Genomic DNA, 20372 nt, shown 5'->3' on the forward strand with positions numbered 1-20372 from the left:
TACGCGGGAGATTCGACACTCCCGGCTAACGACCGCGGGAGGGTTCCATGGGAACCACTGGCAGCGACGTTTTCGACCTGTTTTCAAAGGTATACGCGAGTACAGCACAAGAAGAATTGAGCCTTCAGGAATACCTGTTGGCCTGCCGCGACGACAAGAGCCTCTACGCCACAGCGCCGGAGCGCATGGTGGCGGCGATCGGCGCGCCGACCCTCGTCGATACCAGTGCGGACGAGCGTTTCGGCCGGGTTTTTGCCAACCGTACCATCAAGATATACCCCGCCTTTGCCGATTTCTTCGGCATGGAAGACACGATCGAACGCATCGTCGGCTATTTCCGCTATGCCGCCCAGGGACTGGAGGAGCGCAAGCAGATCCTCTACCTTCTGGGGCCGGTCGGGGGCGGCAAGTCCTCGCTTGCCGAGCGCCTCAAGAAGCTGATGGAAGAGCAGCCGATCTATACGCTCGCCATCGACGGCAAGATCAGCCCGGTCTTCGAATCGCCGCTCGGCCTGTTTTCCCGCGAGCGCATGGGCGAACTGCTGGAAGACAAATACGGCATCGCCCAGCGCCGGCTCACCGGCCTCATCTCGCCCTGGGCGACCAAGCGACTGGACGAGATCGGCGGCGACATCTCCAGGTTCAGCGTCGTCAAGCTGATGCCCTCGCGGCTGCGGCAGATCGCCATCGCCAAGACGGAGCCGGGCGACGAGACCAACCAGGACGTGTCCGCGCTCGTCGGCAAGGTGGATATCCGGCAGCTCGAGAATTTCAGCCAGGCCGATCCCGACGCCTATTCCTACAGCGGCGGCCTCAACCGCACGACACAGGGGCTGCTCGAATTCGTCGAGATGTTCAAGGCGCCGATCAAGGTGCTGCATCCGCTTTTGACCGCAACACAGGAGGGCAGCTACAACGGCACGGAGAATTTCGGCGCCTTCCCTTATCAGGGCATCGTTCTCGCCCATTCCAACGAGTCCGAATGGCTGCAGTTCAAGCACAACAAGAACAACGAGGCCTTCCTCGACCGCATCCTCGTCGTGAAAGTACCCTATTGCCTGCGCGTCACCGAGGAGCGGCTGATCTACGAAAAACTGCTGCGCGAGAGCGAGCTGGCCGACAGCCCCTGTGCGCCGGAAGTGCTGGAAAACCTCAGCCGATTCACCGTCGCCACGCGCCTTTCCCCGCACGAGAACTCGCCGACCTACACGAAGATGCGGGTCTATGACGGCGAGAACCTGAAGGACACCGACCCCAAGGCGAAATCGCTGCAGGAATACCGCGATGCCGCCGGCATCGACGAGGGCATGACGGGCATCAGCACGCGTTTCGCCTTCAAGGTGCTATCGGAAACCTTCAACTACGACACCAAAGAGGTGGCGGCCGATTCCGTGCACCTCATGTACATCCTCGAACAGGCGATCCGGCGCGAGCAGTTTCCCAAGGAGGTCGAGGCAAACTATCTCGACTTCATCCGCTCTGAGCTTGCCGCCCGCTATGCCGAGTTCATCGGCCACGAGATCCAGAAGGCCTATCTGGAATCCTACAGCGAATACGGCCAGAACCTCTTCGACCGCTACATCGCCTATGCCGATGCCTGGCTGGAAGACCAGGACTTCAAGGATCCCGACACGGGCCAGATCCTCAACCGCGAGATCCTCGACAGCGAGCTGTCGCAGATCGAAAAGCCGGCCGGCATCGCCAATCCCAAGGACTTCCGCAACGAGGTCGTGAAGTTCACCTTGCGCGCCCGCGCCCGCAACAACGGGCGCAACCCTGCCTGGACGAGCTACGAGAAACTGCGGGAAGTCATCGAGAAGCGCATGTTCGGACAGGTCGAGGATCTCCTGCCCGTCATCAGCTTCGGCTCGAAGAAGGACAGCACGACCGAGAAGCAGCACGCCGAATTCGTCCAGCGCATGACGGCGCGCGGTTATACGAGCCGCCAGGTCCGCCGGCTCGTCGACTGGTACATGCGCGTGAACAAGGCCGGCTGACCATGCCGAAGCGGGGGATTGGCGTATGCCTCATTTCATCGACCGCCGGCTCAATCCCAAGGACCGGAGCCTCGGCAATCGGCAGCGTTTCCTCAAGCGCGTGCATGACGAACTGAAGCGCACGATCCGCGACCAGGTAAAGTCCGACAAGATCGCCGACGTGGACGCGGCCCATGGCGTGCCGATCCCACGGCGCGGCGCGGACGAGCCGAGCTTCCGCCACTCCGGCATCAGCGGTGAACGCCACCATGTGCTGCCCGGCAACCAGACCTTCTCGCCGGGCGACAAGATCCGCAAGCCCGAGGCGGGCGCCGGTGGCGGGGGCAACGGACGCGGCCCGGGGCGCGGCGAGGCGGCGGACGACTTCCTCTTCATCCTGTCCCGCGAAGAGGTGCTGGACCTCTTCTTCGAAGATCTGGAGCTTCCGGACCTCGTGAAGCTCAACCTCCGGGAAACCGTCACCTACAAGCCGCACCGCGCCGGGCTGACGACGTCAGGCACGCCCACCAACATCAATGTCGGGCGCACCATGCGCAACAGCTTCGGGCGCCGCATGGCGCTGCGCCGCCCGAGCGAACGGGAATGCCGGGTGCTTGCCGACGAGATCGCCGAACTGGAAGCAGAGGAGCGGTTGTCGCTGCCGCAGCGCAACCGGCTCACGCAGCTGCGCCAGGAGCTGGAGGTGCTGGAACGCCGGCGTCGACGCATCGCCTATGTCGACCCGGTCGACGTGCGGTTCAATCGCTACGAGCGCAAACCGCAGCCCAATGCGAGCGCGGTGATGTTCTGCCTGATGGATGTCTCCGCCTCGATGGGCGAACGCGAGAAGGATCTGGCAAAACGCTTCTTCGTTCTGCTGCATCTCTTCCTCAAGCGCCGTTACGAGCGGATCGACATCGTCTTCATCCGCCACACGGACGAGGCGCACGAGGTGGACGAGGAGACCTTCTTCTTCAGCAAGCAGAGCGGGGGAACGGTCGTCTCCACGGCGCTGGAGGAAATGCAGCGCATCATCATGGACCGCTATCCTTCCAACATCTGGAACATCTACGCCGCACAGGCCTCGGACGGCGACAATGCCAATGGCGATTCCGAGCGTTGCGCCTCGCTGCTGCGCGACGAGCTGATGCGGCTTTGCCAGTATTATGCCTATGTCGAGATCATCGACGAGCGCGAAAGCGAGATTTTCGGCACCACCGACAACGGCACGTCGCTGTGGCGCGCCTATCGCACCGTCGACGGAGCGGTACCGAACTTCCAGATGACGCGCATTTCCCGGCCCGCCGACATCTACCCCGTCTTCCGCAAGCTCTTCGCCCGGCACCAACCCCGCGCCGCGCGCGTCTGAGGGGAGCATTGGGATGGCGAAGCGACCGGCCTCTTCCCTGCTGTTCAACGGTTCCGAATGGAACTTCGCGACCCTGTCGCGGGCCTATGACGCGATCGAGACGATCGCCCTCGGCGAAATGGGGCTCGACGTCTACCCGAACCAGATCGAGGTCATCTCCTCCGAGCAGATGCTGGACGCCTATTCCTCGGTCGGCATGCCGCTGATGTATCAGCACTGGTCCTTCGGCAAGCGCTTCGTCTTCGAAAGCCATCTCTACCGCAAGGGCTACCGCGGGCTCGCCTATGAACTCGTCATCAATTCCAATCCCTGCATCACCTATCTCATGGAAGAGAACACCATGCCGATGCAGGCGCTCGTCACCGCCCATGCCTCCTTCGGCCACAACCATTTCTTCAAGAACAACTACCTGTTCCGCCAGTGGACGGATGCGAGCGCCATCCTCGGCTACATGGATTTCGCCAAGAAATACGTCGCCAGATGCGAGGAGCGGCACGGCACGGCGGCGGTGGAGGAGATTCTCGACGCGGCGCATGCCCTGATGGACCAGGGCGTCTTCCACTATCGCCGCCCGCCGCGGCTATCCTCGGAGAAGGTGACCGAGCGGGCGCGTGAGCGGCTGGAATACGAGGAACAGACCTACAGCGACCTCTGGCGCACCCTGCCCACCACCAACGGCCATGCCGGCATCGAGGCGGCCGAGCAGGAGGCGCTGGAGCGCAAGCAGGCGCTGAACCTGCCGGAAGAGAACCTGCTCTACTTCCTGGAAAAACACAGCCTGATCCTCGAACCCTGGCAGCGTGAGATCCTGCGCATCGTGCGTGTCATCGCCCAGTATTTCTATCCGCAGGGCCAGACCAAGGTGATGAACGAGGGCTGCGCCACCTTCGTGCACTATTTCATCATCAACCGGCTGTTCGACCAGGGCAGGATGAGCGAGGGCGCGATGCTGGAGCTGCTGGCGAGCCACGCCAATGTGGTGTTCCAGCCGGATTTCGACGATCCGCGCTTTTCGGGCCTCAATCCCTATGCACTCGGTTTTGCGATGATGCAGGACATCGAACGCATCTGCACCCGGCCGACCGACGAGGACCGGGACTGGTTTCCCACCATCGCCGGCAATGGCGACTGGCGGGCGACATTGCTCGACGCCTGGGAAAACCACCGCGACGAATCCTTCATCCTGCAATATCTCAGCCCGACGCTGATGCGCCACTTCCGCCTGTTCCACCTCACCGACCGTGCCGACGAACGGTTCTGCGAGGTCGCCTCCATCCACGACGAGCGGGGCTATTCCGCCGTGCGCGCCGCACTCGCCCGCAACTACGATCCCGGCGTCAACCGGCCGGACATCCAGGTGGTCGATGTCGACCTCCTGGGCGACCGGCAGCTTCGGCTGCGCCACCGCGTCAAGAGCGGCATCCTGCTGAACGAGACCGACCGTGACGCGACCCTCGCCCATGTGCGCCGGCTGTGGGGCTACAATGTCAGCCTGTCCGGTGTGGATGCGCAGACGGGGGCCTCCCTCTACGAGTGCTCGGCGACGGGAGACTAGCAGTGCGGGCCCGACCTGTCAGGCCAGACCCGCAGCGTCACCCTTGCGTCGGCGCGCTCTTCTGCCGCGCGGGCACCGGCGGGACGGAATCGGTGCAATACTGATCGTAGAGGCTGCGATATTTCTCCGCCGCGCCGAAATCGCTGTAGCGGGGGAGCGCCGTCATGTCCGTCTTGTTGAGCACGACGCCGACGATCTTGGCCTCGATGCGGCTTTCTGCAGTAAGCAGGTCGCGCACCAGCGGCGAGGGGGTCTTGCCCCATTCCACCACGAAGAGGAAGCCGTCGGCCAGCGGCTCGAAGGTCTTCACGTCGACGACAGGGGCGAGCGGCGCGAGATCGACGATGACGTAGTCGAAGGTCTGGCGCAGCTCGTCAAAGAGCCGCTTCATGCCGGCGGAGGCCATCAGCTCGTTGGGGTGGTGGACCTCGCCGCCGCGCATGCGGCCGCCGGCCGGCAGGACGGCAAGCTTGCTGCGGCGGTCGACCTTGATGGCCTGGTTCCAGGCGGCCTGCCCGAGCAGCACCTCCACGAGGCCCGCCTGCGGGGCGGGGTTCAGCATGCCGGTCAGGCTCGGCCGGCGCAGGTCCGCGTCGATCAGCAGCGTGCGCTTGCCACTGGCGGCGAGCAGCGCGGCGAAGTTGATCGCGACGGTGGACTTTCCCTCCTGCGGCAGGGCGGAGACAATGCCGATCACGCGGCTTTCCCGCCCATGCAGCATCATGTCGCTGGCGAGCCGGGCATGACGCAGGGTCTCGGCAAAAGCCGAGCCCGGCGCGTCGAGCACGATGCGCGTCATGCGCTCGAAGGGAATGACGTCGCCTTCGTCCGCACCGCCGTCCTCAGGCCGGGCGGGCTGCGCGCGCTCCTTGCGGGCGCCGACCAGCGGCAGGTATCCGAGCGGGCGCAGTCCCAGCACGGCGCGAATGTCGTTACCGACCCGGAAGGAGCGCTCGCGCATTTCCTGCAGGAAGGTCAGCGCACCGCCGCCCATCAGGCCGAGCACCAGCGACAGGCCTATCGTCAGCGTCCTGCTCGGACTGGAGGCCGCCGTCGGCACGCCGGCGTCGGAAATCACCCGTGCCTTGGCGATGGGGAAGGATTGCTGCTGTGTCGCCTGCTCGTAGCGGGCGAGATAGGCGTCCGACAGCGTCTTCAGCGCCGTGGCCTTCTGTTCCAGTGTGCGCAGCTGCACGGAGGAACGGTTCGCTTCGGCATTGCTGCCAGCGACCTTCTCGATGCTTTCGCGCAGCGAAATCTCCCGCGAGCGGGCGACGTCGTAGTCGTTTCGGTAGCTCGCCGTCAGCTGCTGCAGTTCCTGGTAGATCTGCCGGGCGAGATCTTCCTTCTCGGCCCGGAGTGCCGTCGCCTGGGGATGGTCGGCGCCGAAGGAACGGGTGATCTCCCCCTCGCGCTTGACGACGGCGTTGTAGCGGCCGCGCAGGTCCTGCACGATGGAATTGTCACCCTGCCGCGCCGGGATGGTCGCATTGGCGACCGCCCTTTCCGGCCCCTGCTCGACGATGGCGCGAAACTGGTTGTAGCGGGCGGAAGCACTTGCCGCATCCGCCTGCGCCACGATGAGCTGGCTGTTGAGGTCGGCAAGCTGCTGCTCCGACATGAGCTCTCCGCGCGCAGCGGTCAGGCCGTTCTCGTTGCGGTAGCGCTCGACCTCCAGCGCGGCTGCCTGCGAGCGCTGCTGGATATCGGCAAGCCGTTCCTGCAGCCAGGCACTGGCCTGTTCGCTGGCATGGACATTGGCGCTGAGCTGCTCGGCAAAGAAGGCCTCGGCATAGGCTTTTGCAATGGTCGCCGAAAGCTGCGGGTCGGGTGAGCGGAAGGACACCGCGACGACGGAGCTGCGCGCGACACGCTCGACGCCGAGGCCCTGCTGCAGCATCGCTGCCGCCTTCTGCCGCCGGCCCTCTGCTTCCGCCTCTGCCGAGGGGGCGGCCCCACCAGAGCCCAGGGAGGCAAGCGACTTGACCCAGCCCTTGGCGAGCGAGACAGGCGATTGCGGCGGGTTGAGGATCGTCTCGTTCTGCGAAAGATCGAGATCATCGACCACGCGCAGCGCCAGCCGGCCCGATTTCAGAATCTCGATGGCGCTGGCAAGGCGCGTGTCCGCCTGCTGGCTGCTTTGCGGCGTGGTCTCGGCCTCCTCGGCATACCGCGACAGGTCTTCGTCGAGCAGGATCTGGGTCATCGCCGTATAGAGCGGCGTCGCGAAAACGAGATACAGGACGCCAAGCGCCAGCGCCACGACGACGGAGAGCGCGATCAGCCGCGCCCGCCGCATGAGGATCGTCATCAGGCGGTTGAGATCGATGAAGCTGTCGGACGTATCCGGCTCCCTGCGGAAAAGACTGCCGTACGGCACGGTGCGGTGGTGCATGGGGCTCCGTTCTGCCTTTCGGCTCATGGGTCGCTGCTTTGCCCTGGGAGGACCCCGGGCCGGCAAGCCCGGCCCGGGGTCTCGCGTCAGGCGGCGCGCACGCCGCCGCCGTGGGCCATGACGAGATCACGCAGGGGCGCGACGAGCGCGCCACCGAGCTCCGGCCGGGCCAGCGCGAAGGCGACATTCGCCTCGATGAAGCCCTGTTTCGAACCGCAATCATAGGTCCGCCCCTCGTAGACATGGGCATGGAAGGGCTGCGTGGCGGAGAGCTTCAGCATGCTGTCGGTCAACTGGATCTCGTTGCCGGCGCCGCGCTGCTGGCGGGCGAGATGGCCGAACACTTCCGGCTGGAGGATGTAACGCCCGTTGAGGAAGAGATTGGACGGTGCCGTGCCCGGCGCGGGCTTCTCGACCATGTGGGTGACGGCAAAGCCATGGCGCACGCCCAAGCCCCTGCCGACGATGCCGTATTGCGAGGTCTCCTCGGGCGCGCATTGTTCGACGCCAACCACATTGCCGCCGACCTCGCCATAAAGGTCCATCAGGCCGGAAAGGCAGCCGCGCGGGCCGAAGGATACCATGTCCGGCAGGAGCAGCGCGAAGGGCTCGTCGCCGATGAGGTCACGCGCACACCAGCCCGCATGGCCAAGGCCGAGCGGGGCCTGCTGGCGGGTGAAGCTCACCGCACCCGCCGCCGGCAGCAGCCGGCCGAGTTCGCTGACCGCGGCGTCCTTGCCGGAGCGCTCCAGCGAGGAGATCAGCTCCGGCGTGTCGTCGAAATGGTCCTCGATGACCTGCTTGTTGCGGCTGGTGACGAAGACGACGTGCTCGATGCCTGCCTCGCGTGCCTCGTCGAGCGCATATTGCACGACCGGGCGATCGACGATGGTCAGCATTTCCTTAGGCATGGCCTTGGTGGCCGGCAGGAAACGGGTGCCGTTGCCGGCAACCGGGATGACGGCCTTGCGGACGGTCTTGGTTCGCTCCATGGCATTATCCTTTGTTCTCAAGCGGCAGATCCTCCGCTGTCGTTGGGGAGAGGTCCGCGCGGGGCGCGGCCGTCCTCGGATGGGCCGACGGCGCCATCAGGCGGCGCCACCGGGCGGCGATCGGCATCGAAAGATGCCGGAGCGCGACGGGATCGCCCAGCGCCACCCTGAGGGCGGGTCCGAGCGAACGGTTCTTCAGATGCTGGATCAGCGCGAGGAAGGACCTCGTTTCCTCGAGGTTGCGCGTGCGCCGGCGCTGGGCGTCCGCGGCCGCGCCGCGAAGCGGGAAACGGGCGAGAAACCGCCGGTCGCCGGCCAGCATCGCATCGACATGGTCAAGGCGCAGCACACGCGAGATCGAGCCCTCGCGGATGCGGTAGACATAACCCGCCTCGGGTACGACGGCAGAGGTTCCGCCCGCGGCGAGCACGGAGGCGAGCAGGAGATAATCCTCGCCGATGCGCAACGCCTCGTCGAAGGCCAAGTCCTTGTCCTCCAGGAAGGAGCGGCGGAAGACCGGCTTCATGTAGCCGAAATTGTGCGTAGCGTGGAAAATCCGGTTGGCGTCGATGAAGACGGGCAGCGTCAGGGCCGGCATGGCGGCGAGCAGCGCCGGGGCGAACATCCGCTCCCTGCGGCCATCGGCATGCAGCACGTCGAGATTGTCCACGACGACCGCCGCATCCTTCGCCTCGGCCATGGCGATCATGCGGCAAAGGCGATCCGGCTGCAGCGTGTCGTCGGCGTCGAGCACCGCAATCCAGCGGCCTCGCGCGGCCGCAAAACCCGCATTGCGCGCACCACCCGGACCGCGGTTGCGATCGAGCGGCAGGAGTGTCAGCCCCGACGTGCCGAGCGCGGCGACGGTCGCACGGGTCGCGTCGGAGGAACAATCGTCGACAACGATGATCTCCACCGTCACGCCCTCCTGCGCGGCGGCGCTGCCGATCGCATCGCCGATCGTATCGGCCGCATTGTAGGCGGCGATCACGACGGAGACATCGGGGATGGCATCAGACAGAAGAGTCCCGTTCATCGCGCCGCGGCCTCCAGCTGCCCGTAGGGTTCGATGGCGCGGGCGCCAAAAAGGCCGCCGACCACGCCGGCATGCAGCAGGCCGCGCAGGAGGAAGCGGTTGCGTGGTACCGGCAGGAGGACGAAGGCCGTTGCCGCCGCAAGGCACATGGCGGCTTTCGCGGCGGCCAGCCCCGCGGCGGCGGTCCGGCCCGCGCCGCGACCGGCAAGAAGCCGGCCATGGGTCTGGCCCATGCGCAGCCGGCGCTGCGCCAGCCAGGAAAATCGGGCGCGGGCGGGCGGCACCGGCTCGTTGACCCAGGCCTCATCGGCAAAGGCGATGCGCCCGCCGGCGGCGTGCACCTGCATGAAGAAGGCGGTGTCCTCGCCGCCACTGCGGCCGAGCGCATGGTCGAACCGGCGGCCGGCGATGGCCGGGGCGGCAAGGCGCAAGAGCACGTTGCAGGTATAGCCGGTGCGGATCTCCCCCTTCACCCAGACGGGGCGGGTGGAATGGAAATCGCCGCGCCGCATCCAGCCGGGGGCGTCCGGCCCGTACTGCGCCCTGACCGGGCCGAGGACCACATCCGCGGCGCCCGTCGCCGCCGCGGCAAGCAGGTTTTCAAGCCATTGCGGCTCCACCGTCTCATCATCGTCGACGAAGGCGAGGAAATCGGCATCGGCTTCGTCCAGGCAGGCGTTGCGGGCGAGCGAAATGTTGCCGGCCGGGCAGTGCACATAGGAAAGCGCCATCGGCAAGCCTGCCCGCGCGGCCTCGACGCGTGCGTGGGCGCTCGGCTCGACATCATTGTCGGCGACGATGATACGCAGGGCAACGCCCGACGGCACCGTCAACGCCACGAGCGAGGCAAGCGTCTCGCCGAGCGCTTCCGCCCGCCGGAAGGTGCAGACCGCGATATCGACGCGGAGGGGAGCGGGGGCCGTCATGCGGGCACCCGGTGCTGGCGGAAATCGAGAAGCTCGCGCCAGAAGCCGGCAGACCAGGCGAAATGCATGATCATGGCCGACACGGCGGCGAGCGGACCATAGGGGTTGCGCTGGCCGAGCGCCATCCAGGCGCCATAACCGAGGCAGGCCGCCGCCCACAGTGCGAAGGGCACGGCAGCAATCCAGGTGATGGCCGCCAGGAACGCCCCGACCGCCACCGGCGCCACCATCAGCGGCAGGAGCTGGCGCAGGCTCGGGCAGGCGCGGTGCTTGAGGAAATTGCGTGCCCGCCCGCGGCCATAACGGAAATATTGCCTGAACAGCGGCCAGGCGCTGGCGCGCGGATAGTAGACCATCGCGGTGCGTGCGGTCATCCAGATCCGGTAGCCGGCAGCCAGCAGGCGATAGTCGTATTCGGCATCCTCGTTGGCGGTGAAGCTCTCGTCATAACCGCCGACCGTGCGGAAGGCGGAAATGCGCATCAGCGCGTGGTGGCCGTGTTCGGCCCAGTGGCTTTCCGCACCGGCGCGATGCTTGGCGCCGCCATTGCCGAGCACCGAGTTCTGCGCGACGGCGGTGGCTTTCTGGAAGGTGCCGAAGCCGACGGTCTGCATGGCAACCACGACGGAATCGGCTCCGGTCGAAAGCGCTTCCTCGAGGAGCACGCGGCAATAGTCCGCGGGATAGGTGCCGTGCGCATCGATGCGGATCAGGTAGTCGTGGTCCATGCCGAAGGTCTCGACGGCAAGGTTCACGGCGGCGCTCTGGATACGCTTGGGATTATCGAGGAGCGTGAGGTTCGGCACGCTCGCCGCGAGCCGGGCGGCAATGTCCCGCGTGCCGTCCTTGCTGCCGCCGTCGGCAACGACGAGCGTGGCGTTGAGCTCGGCGAGCGCCGGCTCGAGCTGCCGCACCAGCGGCTCCAGGTAACGCGCCTCGTTGAGGCACGGGATCACGATCAGGCACCGCACGGATGTCACGGGATCAATGGTCATGGCAATCCACCTTGCTTGCGAGAAGGGAAGGAACAGGCGTGGGTTCCGCCGTCGGCGCTTTAAGCGCGGCAAGGCGCTGGACGAGCCCGGCGCAATCGGCCCGGTCATGGATCCAGGGCTTCGGCCCGAGCCTGGCGAGCGCGGCCTGCAGCGTCCGGTACCTGTCATCGTCGAAAGCGGAGAAACGCGTCACCAGCGTTTCGAGGCGCGCATCGCGCAGGGCAATGCCGATGCCGCGCCGGCCGGCAAGCCGCGCCGTCTCCGTTCCGCCCAGAACGATGGGCACGGCGCCATGGCGGCATCCTTCGTAGAGCCGGTTGGGCAGCAGCCAGGCGGAGTTCAGCCCCTCCTCGAAGAAGTCGATCGCCCAGGCAAGATCGACCCCGCGATAGATGGTGGCGAGGTCCTCCGGATTGCGGTAGGCGCCTTCGAAACGGATGAAGGGTTCGCGCGCCACGAGGCCGTCGAAATCCTCGAACTCCGACCGGGCGGGGCGGCCGCGCAGAACCACCTCGAACCGGCCCTCCATGCGCCGGGTGAACGCGGAGAGGAGGTCGAGCGACTTGCGGCAGCGGATCGCGCCGAACCAACCGATGCGCCAGGGCTCTCCCGCCAGCTTTTTTGCCCGCAGGCACAGCTCGTCCGCCGGGCCGTCCAGCTCCAGCACGCGGTTTTCAACGAGATGGACAGGCGCCCTGATGCCAGAAAGCGGCTGGAAATAGTGCTCCACGAAGGCCGGGGAACTGGTGACGAGGAGACCCGCCTTGCGGCCGAAATGGCGCTCGGCCGCGCGCAGGCCGCGGCTCGCCACGCCCTTGCCGGTCAGCAATCGGTGGATGTCGAGGCATTCATAGGCGACAGGCATAGCGCCGCCGAAGATCGCCTGCGCCCGGCCTGCCAGCGCCAGCATTTCGAGATTGCGCGCGAGGATGACATCCGGCCGCGCCAGCCCAGCCAGCCGGCGGCGCAGCGTGACACCGGCGCGGGCGACGGCGGCAAGGCGCTGGGCGAAGCGGGCGTCCCGGGTCGTGCCGAGTTCCAGGGGAACGACACCCTCCACCGCCGCCAGCCGATTCTCGCCACGCCGGAAGCCGGCCAGCGTCACCTCGGCCCCGCCCGCCCGCAGCATCAGGACGCGGCGGCGCACGGCGGGGTCGGAAAGATCGTGAACGAGATAGAGCACCCGGAGCATAGGCCGTGTCCCGATCAGTTCAGCAGGCAGGCGACGGAGCCCGCGAAGGGGCAGGCATCGCCCTCGGCGGTGAAGGCGACGCGCTCCACCTCCAGCTTTGTCGGGCCGGCAAAGGCGAAGCGGCCCATCCAGCCGGTCAACGTGTCGCTGCCCCAGAGCGAGAGGAAAACCTTTTGGGCATTCTCCGGCAGCGCCGCCGGGTCGGTCACCTCGTGCACGAGGGCGCCGTTGACATAGTAGCGGAGCCGGTCCTTCTGCCAGACGAAGGCATAGTCGTTGAAGCCGGCATCCGCCGGGCCGGGGAGCGGCACCAGCTTCTCGTTGCCGCCCTTGCCGGCGACATACTGGTTGAGCTGCACGCGCGACGTGTCCTTGCCGAGCACCTCGAAATCGATCTCGTCGTGCTGTTTCTTGTCGGCCGGGCCGATATAGGTGAAGAAGGCCGAGTTGAGGCCGGAGCCGGTCGCCGTCTTCATGCGCACCTCATAGGTGCCGTAGCCGTAGCGCTTGCGGGTCTGCACCTCGCCGCAGGCATAATCTCGTTCGCCGGCCGGCGCCGCATCGAAGGAGAGCAGCAACTTGCCGTCCCGGACCGCGACCCGGTCCTTCGACCAGGTGCAGTTCTGGTGCACACCGTTGTTCCAGCCGTCGGAGACGTACCAGAAGCCTGTGTCGAGCGTATCGAACTCCTCGACGAAGGAGGGTCCGCCGGCCCCCTCCTGGGCGGCGAGCGGGGCGGCTGCGGCGAGTGCCGTCAGGAACGCGCCGGTGCGAAGGACGGTGTTCAAGGAAGCGGTCATTCGGGTTACCTCCGTTGAGCGACGGAACCGTTCGGCTCCATCGGCGGGGTTTGGCGCCGGCCCGTGGACGCCCGTGGGCTGCCCAGCCGGCGGCCGGTGAGGATGGCGTGCGGCGATGGTGTAAAGCGCCGCGCCGCGGCATGGCTGACAACGAGGATGGCCAGCGCGAGGATGGGGCTTGCGGCGTAGAAGAGCGGGTAGTCGTCCACGCTGCCGAAGCGGTTCCAGACCATCCAGAACAGGATGAGCAGCGGATAGTGCGCGCAGAAGATCCAGAAGCTGAGGCCGCCGAGCTTCGCCAGCGCCGCGCCCGGCGCCGTGCGCACCAGGAGCGCAGAAAGTGCCCAGGCGCCGAAGATGCCGGCGATCGCCGTCAGGCTGCGCAGCATGTCCAGCCAGGCCGGGAACACCGGGCCGAAGGCAAAGAGGGCGAGCGACAGCGCCACGGCCATGGCGAGCACGGCAAGGACGAGCGGAACGGCAAAGCGGTCGAGGCGGCGGATGTCGAAGCGGTGCAGCGCGGCGCAGACACCGAAACTGAAGCCGAACAGGATGGATTTCTTCAGGAAGATGCCGTTCGGCAGCGGCAGCACCGCATAGGCCAGCATCAACGTCAGCACGGTGCGCGGATAACGCAGCACGGCAATGGCGATGAGCGGCGAGAGGAGAAGGCAGAGCAGCAGGTCCCGCAGGAAATAGAGCGGGACATTGACCGGCCAGGTCTCGATGGCGAAGGCAAGGTTCATCCATTCGCGCGGCGTGGCGCTCAGGACGTCCGGCAGGTAGCCGAAGCCGATGCCGCGCGCCTGGGCCGCCAGCACGAGGAGAAGGAAGGCCGTGTTCCACAGGAGGAACGGCACAAGGATCGTCGAGGCCTTGCTGCGCAACGTCCTTGGATAATCGAAACCCGCAAACCCGCGCTGGAAGAGCAGATAGCCGGAAATCGCGCTGAGGCAGGGGACGCCGATCCGGAACAGGCTGTCACCGAGGAAGACGCGCAACCAGTCGATCCCGCCAAACTGCCCGGCATAAGGGCTGGTCGCGGGATCATAGGGCACATGCACGAAGATGATGCCGCTGATCAGCACGATGCGCATCAGGTTGATGCGCTGTGAAACAGTCGCGTCGATATCCACGGTGTCCGTCACCCCTCTGGTGTGCCGCTCCCCCAAGCGGCCGTTCAAACAAGAGCAGACTCGAGCCTACGAAGCGGAGTCTGGGTGACGGGACGGAAAAAAATATGGCGGCGCAACAAATTCGCGTGATGAGAAGGTTGCATTGCAACATAGCGACAGGTTCGGCACCGCGTGCGGAAGGGGAATTCCAGCCGCCGTCCGGCAAGACCAAGCACCGCGGCATCAATTCTTTGAAGTCTATTCGAATATACTGATCTTCCTGCAATTATGGGGTGCAGGAGCTCACGAAGTTTTTTTCGAAGACTATGCGCAATCGGTCTGGCGGGAGGCCGATTGCGGCAGGCCGGGGCCGAAATGCGGCGGGCTCAGGGCAAAGCGGGCGATGTCTTGGGGCGGCGTGCGAGATCGATGAGCTTGCGCAGCAGGGGACGCTCCGTCAGGAGGACCAGCCCGCCGTAGAGCACGCCGCCAAGCGCAATACCGGCGACAAGCTGCAGGGTGGCCGGCAGCCGCTGGGCGAGGTAATGCTCAAGGGCATAGCGCACGGCAAGCGCCATCAGCGCAGCCATCAGCATCGGGCGCACCGCGCGATAGAAGCCGGAGAGGAACGGCGTGCCATCGGCGCTGAACACCAGCCGGGAATAGCCGACCAGCACCAGCGCATTGACGATGCAGAGTGCCGTCATCGCCGCGATCAACGTGCCCTCATAGGCGCCATAGGCGACGGCGGCGGTGGTGACGACGGCCCGGCCGACTGCCCAGCGGAAAAGCGCGCCGCCATGGCCGGCGCCTTTCAGATAGGGGATGAACGTGCTGCAAGGCGTCAGGATGCCCTTCGACAGCGCGAGCAGGCCGAGCACCGGCCAGGCGGCTGCCCATTGCGGGCCGAACAGCAGGAGCATGGCGGGTTCGGCAAGCGCCCACAGGCCGAACATCATCGGCGCGAGCAGCAGGGTCGTCACCTGCGTGCTGAGCATCAGCGCCTGCGAACGGCGTTCGCGATCGTGCATCATCGCGCTGAAGGCCGGAAAGAGCACGCCCATGACGGCCGACAGCACCACCTGGTTGGGAATGCTGGAAAAGCGGTTCGCCGCGGAATAGGCCCCGGCTTCCGCCAGTCCCAGGAAGCGCGAGATGACGACCATCGGCGACTGGAAGGTGACGAAATTGGCAATCTCCGAGCCCATCAGCCCGAGGCTGAAGCGCGCAAGCCGCGTCACCTCGCCGAGACGGAAGGTGAGGCGCGGCAGGTAGCGCGAGACGAAGAACAGGCCGGCAAGCCGGATAACGCCCGCCACGAAAAGCTGGACGACCAGTGCGACGACGCCGAAGCCGGCGAGCGCCAGCACGACCGCGGCGATCGCCGCCAGCGATTCGGACACCATGCTCCAAAGCGCATCCTGGCTGAACTGCATGCGCCGGGCGACGAGGGCATAGGCGACGTCGCCGGCAAGCTGCAACGGAACGAGCAGGCTCATCAGGCGCAGGAGCGGGGCGGCATCGGCTGCACCGAGCCAGCCGGCCAATGGCTCGGCCCAGAAAAACAACCCCGCCGCCATCAGGAAGGCGAATGCCAGATTGGCCCAGAACACCGAGTGGATCGTCTCCTCGTCTTCCCGCGGCTCGAGGATGAGAGCCGAGGCGAGACCCGCCCCGCCGATCATCGCCAGGAACTGCACGAGGGCGAGCGCGACGGCCACCGCGCCGAACTCCTCGGGCGAAAGCAGCCGGGCGAGAATGGGCACCGTGACAAATTTAAGCCCGAATGTGCTTGTCTTGGATAGGACGCTCCAGCCGACGTTTCGCGTCACCGACTTCGCGTTCACCTGCTGGGACATGGCGGATACCTGCTCGAAAAAGGAGCCCTGGCGACGACGAAATGCCTGCGCCGGAAACGGCCGCGCCCCCGTGGGAGGAGACCATGCGAAACTCTTTCTAGAGAAACCACAGGGACGAAAAGATGGCGAAGCTGACAGTTATCATCCCCTTCTATCAGAAGGAGCCGGGCATCCTGGAGCGTGCGCTCAGGTCTGTTTTTGCCCAGAATTTCAACGACTTCGACGTTATCGTCGTTGACGACGAATCGCCGTATCCGGCCGATGGCGACATCATTGCGCTTTTACCGGAAGATCAGGCGCGCGTGCGCATCCTGCGCCAGGAAAATGCCGGGCCGGGCGGGGCGCGCAACACCGGGCTCGACCATGTCTCCCCGGAAACCGAGCTCGTCGCCTTCCTTGATTCGGATGACACCTTCGCCCCCGGCCATCTCGCGCGCGCCCATGCGGCGATGACCCGGTACGGGGCCGATTGCTACTTCGCCTCCATCACCGGGGGCGATGCCTTCTACTATCATTTCGGCGTCGCCGATCTTGCGGAAAGCGAGACCGTGGTGCGGCTCGAGGAGGATCCGCTCCTCATCGAAATCCCCGGCCTGACGCAGGTCATGCTGAAGAACTGGAGCTTCCTGCACCTCTCCTCGATGGTCATCGGCCGGCCGCTGATCGAGCAGGTGCGCTTCGATGCGGCGCTGCGGCTTGCTGCGGAAGACGTGCTGTTCTTCTGCGATTGCGTGCTGGCGGCCGGACGCATCGTGCTCGGCGCGGAGGCGGGGGCCGTACGCGGCGAGGGGATCAACATCTTCCACGGCGTCGACAACGATTCCCCGCAATTCCTGCGCCAGCAGTTCAACACCTGGCTGGCGCTCGACCGGCTGGAGACGCGCTTCACCGAACGGCCGGCGGAGGTCGCCTCGCTGCGCGCCTACAAGCAGACAGCCCGGCGCCAGGCGCTCTGGGGTCAGGCGCGGCGCGTCAAGCGGCGCAAGCTGCCCCAGCTCGACATGCTCGCCCGCTGGGCGCTGCGCGATCCGCGGTTGATCACCAGCGCCTTCGCGCTTGCCGTGGCCAAGGTCTCCCGCTGATCCCGTTTCGCGCCGGGCAGCACGCCCGGCCCCTTTTGCGACCCGCTTTTCCAAGGAGGTGGACATGAAGCCCTATTACTGGGAATCGCAGCATGGCAATTTCGGCGACGACCTCAATCTCTGGCTCTGGGACTTCCTGCTGCCGGGCTTTCGCGCGGTCCATCCGGACGTGCTGCTCGTCGGCGTCGGCACCGTGCTGAACAGGGCCTTGCTGCCCGAGGCAGGGCGCAAGCTCGTCGTCGGCAGCGGCTTCGGCTACGGCGCGCTGCCGGACATGCGGGATGAAGGCCTCTGGGACATCCGCTGCGTGCGCGGGCCGCTGACGGCGCAGAAGGTGGGTGTGCCGGAGGCGCTGGGCATCATCGACCCGGCGGTGCTGGTGGCCGACATGCCGGAGTTTTCAAACCTGCCGAAGCGTCATGGCTGCAGCTTCGTGCCCCATTGGGAATCGGCGGTGGCGGGCCTGTGGCCCACCGTCTGCACCACGGCCGGCCTCACCTATATCGATCCGCGCGGGGAGGCGAAGGCGGTGATCCGGGCGATCGCGCAGTCGGAGCGGATCGTCGCGGAATCCATGCATGGCGCGATCCTCGCCGACGCCTTCCGCGTGCCCTGGGTGGCCGTCAGCACGTCGGACAGCATCAACAGCTTCAAATGGCGCGACTGGGCCGCAACGGTAGGGGTCGAGCACCGGCCGCGGCGCGTGCCGATCTCCAGCCGCGCGGAGGCCATCGTCAAGGGCGCCCGCTTCTGGGGCGTCGATTACGAGGGGCGCAGCGCCGTGCGGCCCGCGCCCGGCCAGGCCGGGGATGTCGCGGTGGCCGAGGCCGCCAGGCCGGCATCCGGCGCGGGCCTTCGCCTTGCGGCCAAGCAGGTGCTCGCCGCCCCCTCGACACTGGCGCTCTGGCAGGCGAGCCGCGCCGAGCCGCAGCTCAGCGCCGACACCCGCCTCGCGGCGCGCAAGGCACAGCTCTACGATGTGCTGGAAGACGTGCGGCGCGACTACCTGTAAAGCCGGCGATGCCGGGCCGGCCCTGTCAGGCCGGCTCGGCGGGAGAGGCGGGCAAAAGGTAGCGCGGGCCTGCCGGCGCCGGCGGCTGTGGGCGCAAACGCCGGTAGGCGGCCTCCGCCTTGTCGCGCAGGATGCCGCCGGCAATGGCCGGCAGGGTGGCAGGATTGCCGAAGGCATAGGCGAGCGCCGCACCGACGCCCCGCTCCCGCCTGCTGTCGAGGAAATGGCGCAGGGCATGACGGTCGCCGATCTGGCGGCAGTGCCGGCGCATGACGCCGAGCGCCTCCGGGGAAACGCCGCCCGCCGCAAGGATCGACCGCTCCGCTGCATGCAGCGCCGCCAGATCCTCCGTGCGGTGCCGGCCGCTGAGCGAGTTCTCACGCACCAGCGCGCCGTAGCCACAGCTCTCGATCACCGTATAGCGCGCGCCGTTTGCCAGCGCCCGCACATAGAGCTCGTAGTCCTCGCCCAGCCGCATCTCCTCGCGGTAGCGCAGCCCGTGCGCATCGAGAAAGGCGCGGCGCATGAGCGGCTTCAGGAAACCGAGTTCTCCGCGCGGCGCGCCGCGGCGGGAGATGTTGCCCTCCACGAAGGCCTTGAGATCGAGCCGGCGCGGGCGGGGCGCGAACTGCGCCGGCTGGCGGAGCGGCTCGGTCTCGGCCATGAAGGCGATGTTGTCAGCGATGAAATCCCAGTCCGGGCAGGCGAGCATCTGGCGGAAACGGCCGGGAAAGAAGATGTCGTCCGCATCGAGAATGGCGATCAGCGGCGCGCGGGACACCGCAATCGCCCGGTTGCGGGCCGCCGAGGGTCCGCGGTTTTGGACGAAACCCAGGATATCCAGCCGGCCGCTCGCATCGTTCGCGGCGGCGGCCGCCGCCATGGTGCGGTCGTCCGAGCCGTCGTCGACCACCACGACTTCGGCCACTTCCGGCTGCGCAAGAGCCGAGCCGACGGCCTTCCCGATCGTCTTTTCGGCATTCTTCGCGGCAATGATGACGCAGACCGTTTCTTCCCGGGCCATGAGCACTCCCCGTCACGCGTTGGACCATGGCGCGGTACCTGCCCGCGCTGCAATGCAGCATGAAAGGGGAAAAGGGCACAAAAACGGCCCGCAGGGGTCATGCGGGGGTCAGGGTTTGGAGTGGCCGGGCTCGTTCATCGAAACGGGAACCTTGCTCTTGGCCGCGTCGCGGGATTTGTCGGCATCCGGCGTGCCGGGGTCGGTTCCCTGCCGGCGCTCCCGCGCCGTCCGCCAGACGAGAAAGAGCGTGGTGAGGAAGTAGCCGACCTGGATGAGGATGGCGCAGAGGAACGTCTGCCAGGCGGTTGTGGCGAGCGAACCGGTGGACAGATAGCTCACCACGGCGAAGGCGACGAGCGCGATGGCCATGCTGAGGAAGAAGCGCGGCGCATAGGCCATGCTGTCCCGCCGCTTTTTGTCCGGTACGCGTTTCATCGTTGGATTCGCCTTCTCCTCGCAGGCTGCCCGGCACTATAATGTGCCGCTTCAAGAGGTGCAATCAAAGGTCAGAACCCGCAGGCGCCTGCACCGGTTCCACCCTAGCCCGGCGACCTTGCGCTTCCGTTAAACCAAACCGCCTGCGATTCGCCGCCTTGTTTTCGCCCCAATCAAGCCCGGTTGCGCGCCGCATGCGGGTTATCGCACCTCCAGCCTATCCGCGGAGTTGCGAAGGCCATGCCGATGGATCAAATTTTGTTACGGTTTCAGTGCCTTTTTATCGGAAACTGTGCGTTGCAAAAGCAATATTGCATCGCAAAATAAACGGCATTCCGCGTGTATATTTTGAGAGAATTTCAACCTGTGAAAGTCGATTATCGGAATCGCTTCGTACTTATCTGGCATGATTTTTATCAAAAGAAGTGATTATGAAGAATCCTACTGAATATCTGAGACATAAAAAACGGAAATATCCGGGCGCATCACGAAAATAGACCGAACCATCTTCGGAATGACTTCAATTTAGCACATAACGTATTTCTTAAATTCACTGCGTCCGCAACTAACACCGACTTCACGTTTCAAAAAACAAACTGTGACCACACA

The 20372-nt window shown here is 66.0% G+C and carries 16 protein-coding genes; 5 read left to right on the forward strand and 11 right to left on the reverse strand.

The features are described 5' to 3' along the window. Positions 1-47: 47 nt before the first annotated feature. Genes EXZ48_RS15640 through EXZ48_RS15650 form a run of 3 tightly spaced genes read left to right on the forward strand, consistent with a single transcriptional unit; the run spans position 48 to position 4900 of the window. Positions 48-1997, forward strand: a complete 1950-nt coding sequence (locus EXZ48_RS15640; RefSeq protein ID WP_023513229.1) for a PrkA family serine protein kinase — start codon at positions 48-50, stop codon at positions 1995-1997. Between the two features lie 25 nt (positions 1998-2022). Beyond that, positions 2023-3345, forward strand: coding sequence for a YeaH/YhbH family protein (locus EXZ48_RS15645; protein WP_130516880.1), 1323 nt, complete (start codon positions 2023-2025; stop codon positions 3343-3345). Positions 3346-3358: 13 nt separating this feature from the next. Then, positions 3359-4900 carry a SpoVR family protein gene (locus EXZ48_RS15650; protein WP_130516882.1) on the forward strand — a complete coding sequence of 514 codons (1542 nt, stop codon included), beginning with the start codon at positions 3359-3361 and terminating at the stop codon, positions 4898-4900. Between the two features lie 37 nt (positions 4901-4937). Here EXZ48_RS15650 and EXZ48_RS15655 read toward each other — a convergent pair whose 3' ends face one another. From EXZ48_RS15655 to EXZ48_RS15690, 9 genes are all read right to left on the reverse strand, one after another. Then, positions 4938-7322, reverse strand: coding sequence for a polysaccharide biosynthesis tyrosine autokinase (locus EXZ48_RS15655; RefSeq protein ID WP_051758579.1), 2385 nt, complete (start codon positions 7320-7322; stop codon positions 4938-4940). A gap of 59 nt (positions 7323-7381) precedes the next feature. Next, positions 7382-8287, reverse strand: coding sequence for a UTP--glucose-1-phosphate uridylyltransferase (locus EXZ48_RS15660; protein ID WP_130516884.1), 906 nt, complete (start codon positions 8285-8287; stop codon positions 7382-7384). A gap of 4 nt (positions 8288-8291) precedes the next feature. Beyond that, positions 8292-9323, reverse strand: coding sequence for a glycosyltransferase family 2 protein (locus EXZ48_RS15665; RefSeq protein ID WP_130516886.1), 1032 nt, complete (start codon positions 9321-9323; stop codon positions 8292-8294). Next, complete coding sequence (locus tag EXZ48_RS15670; RefSeq protein WP_130516888.1) at positions 9320-10249, reverse strand: glycosyltransferase family 2 protein; 930 nt, start codon at positions 10247-10249, stop codon at positions 9320-9322. The genes EXZ48_RS15665 and EXZ48_RS15670 overlap by 4 nt, the downstream gene beginning before the upstream one ends. Then, positions 10246-11244 carry a glycosyltransferase family 2 protein gene (locus tag EXZ48_RS15675; RefSeq protein ID WP_130516890.1) on the reverse strand — a complete coding sequence of 333 codons (999 nt, stop codon included), beginning with the start codon at positions 11242-11244 and terminating at the stop codon, positions 10246-10248. Before EXZ48_RS15675 ends, EXZ48_RS15670 begins: the two co-directional genes overlap by 4 nt. Continuing rightward, positions 11234-12436, reverse strand: coding sequence for a glycosyl transferase family 1 (locus tag EXZ48_RS15680; protein ID WP_130516892.1), 1203 nt, complete (start codon positions 12434-12436; stop codon positions 11234-11236). Before EXZ48_RS15680 ends, EXZ48_RS15675 begins: the two co-directional genes overlap by 11 nt. Positions 12437-12450: 14 nt before the next feature. Then, on the reverse strand, positions 12451-13236 hold the full coding sequence (locus EXZ48_RS34885) for a glycoside hydrolase family 16 protein (RefSeq protein ID WP_165909362.1): 786 nt from the start codon (positions 13234-13236) through the stop codon (positions 12451-12453). 5 nt (positions 13237-13241) lie between these two features. Next, complete coding sequence (locus tag EXZ48_RS34890; RefSeq protein WP_165909363.1) at positions 13242-14366, reverse strand: acyltransferase; 1125 nt, start codon at positions 14364-14366, stop codon at positions 13242-13244. Between the two features lie 371 nt (positions 14367-14737). Beyond that, complete coding sequence (locus EXZ48_RS15690; RefSeq protein WP_130516894.1) at positions 14738-16210, reverse strand: lipopolysaccharide biosynthesis protein; 1473 nt, start codon at positions 16208-16210, stop codon at positions 14738-14740. Positions 16211-16332: 122 nt separating this feature from the next. Here EXZ48_RS15690 and EXZ48_RS15695 point away from each other — a divergent pair, with 122 nt between their 5' ends. Both EXZ48_RS15695 and EXZ48_RS15700 read left to right on the forward strand, forming a co-directional pair. Beyond that, the gene (locus tag EXZ48_RS15695; protein ID WP_130516896.1) at positions 16333-17292 is read left to right on the forward strand and encodes a glycosyltransferase family 2 protein; all 960 of its coding nucleotides are present in this window, start codon (positions 16333-16335) and stop codon (positions 17290-17292) included. Between the two features lie 64 nt (positions 17293-17356). After that, the gene (locus EXZ48_RS15700) at positions 17357-18304 is read left to right on the forward strand and encodes a polysaccharide pyruvyl transferase family protein (protein WP_130516898.1); all 948 of its coding nucleotides are present in this window, start codon (positions 17357-17359) and stop codon (positions 18302-18304) included. A gap of 25 nt (positions 18305-18329) precedes the next feature. Here the strand turns inward: EXZ48_RS15700 and EXZ48_RS15705 are convergent, their stop codons facing one another. Then, positions 18330-19328, reverse strand: coding sequence for a glycosyltransferase family A protein (locus tag EXZ48_RS15705; protein ID WP_130516900.1), 999 nt, complete (start codon positions 19326-19328; stop codon positions 18330-18332). Between the two features lie 108 nt (positions 19329-19436). Then, positions 19437-19763, reverse strand: a complete 327-nt coding sequence (locus tag EXZ48_RS15710) for an exopolysaccharide production repressor protein (protein ID WP_305850463.1) — start codon at positions 19761-19763, stop codon at positions 19437-19439. Positions 19764-20372: the final 609 nt, after the last annotated feature.

The organism is Shinella sp. JR1-6 (assembly GCF_004284735.1).
In the GTDB taxonomy this organism is placed as follows: domain Bacteria; phylum Pseudomonadota; class Alphaproteobacteria; order Rhizobiales; family Rhizobiaceae; genus Shinella.

Excerpts from the sequence above, each read along its gene's own strand:
- EXZ48_RS15640 (WP_023513229.1), top strand. The coding sequence starts at position 48 with ATGGGAACCACTGGCAGCGACGTTTTCGACCTGTTTTCAAAGGTATAC.
- EXZ48_RS15645 (WP_130516880.1), top strand. The coding sequence starts at position 2,023 with ATGCCTCATTTCATCGACCGCCGGCTCAATCCCAAGGACCGGAGCCTC.
- EXZ48_RS15650 (WP_130516882.1), top strand. The coding sequence starts at position 3,359 with ATGGCGAAGCGACCGGCCTCTTCCCTGCTGTTCAACGGTTCCGAATGG.
- EXZ48_RS15655 (WP_051758579.1), bottom strand. The coding sequence starts at position 7,322 with ATGAGCCGAAAGGCAGAACGGAGCCCCATGCACCACCGCACCGTGCCG.
- EXZ48_RS15660 (WP_130516884.1), bottom strand. The coding sequence starts at position 8,287 with ATGGAGCGAACCAAGACCGTCCGCAAGGCCGTCATCCCGGTTGCCGGC.
- EXZ48_RS15665 (WP_130516886.1), bottom strand. The coding sequence starts at position 9,323 with ATGAACGGGACTCTTCTGTCTGATGCCATCCCCGATGTCTCCGTCGTG.
- EXZ48_RS15670 (WP_130516888.1), bottom strand. The coding sequence starts at position 10,249 with ATGACGGCCCCCGCTCCCCTCCGCGTCGATATCGCGGTCTGCACCTTC.
- EXZ48_RS15675 (WP_130516890.1), bottom strand. The coding sequence starts at position 11,244 with ATGACCATTGATCCCGTGACATCCGTGCGGTGCCTGATCGTGATCCCG.
- EXZ48_RS15680 (WP_130516892.1), bottom strand. The coding sequence starts at position 12,436 with ATGCTCCGGGTGCTCTATCTCGTTCACGATCTTTCCGACCCCGCCGTG.
- EXZ48_RS34885 (WP_165909362.1), bottom strand. The coding sequence starts at position 13,236 with ATGACCGCTTCCTTGAACACCGTCCTTCGCACCGGCGCGTTCCTGACG.
- EXZ48_RS15690 (WP_130516894.1), bottom strand. The coding sequence starts at position 16,210 with ATGTCCCAGCAGGTGAACGCGAAGTCGGTGACGCGAAACGTCGGCTGG.
- EXZ48_RS15695 (WP_130516896.1), top strand. The coding sequence starts at position 16,333 with ATGGCGAAGCTGACAGTTATCATCCCCTTCTATCAGAAGGAGCCGGGC.
- EXZ48_RS15700 (WP_130516898.1), top strand. The coding sequence starts at position 17,357 with ATGAAGCCCTATTACTGGGAATCGCAGCATGGCAATTTCGGCGACGAC.
- EXZ48_RS15705 (WP_130516900.1), bottom strand. The coding sequence starts at position 19,328 with ATGGCCCGGGAAGAAACGGTCTGCGTCATCATTGCCGCGAAGAATGCC.
- EXZ48_RS15710 (WP_305850463.1), bottom strand. The coding sequence starts at position 19,763 with ATGAAACGCGTACCGGACAAAAAGCGGCGGGACAGCATGGCCTATGCG.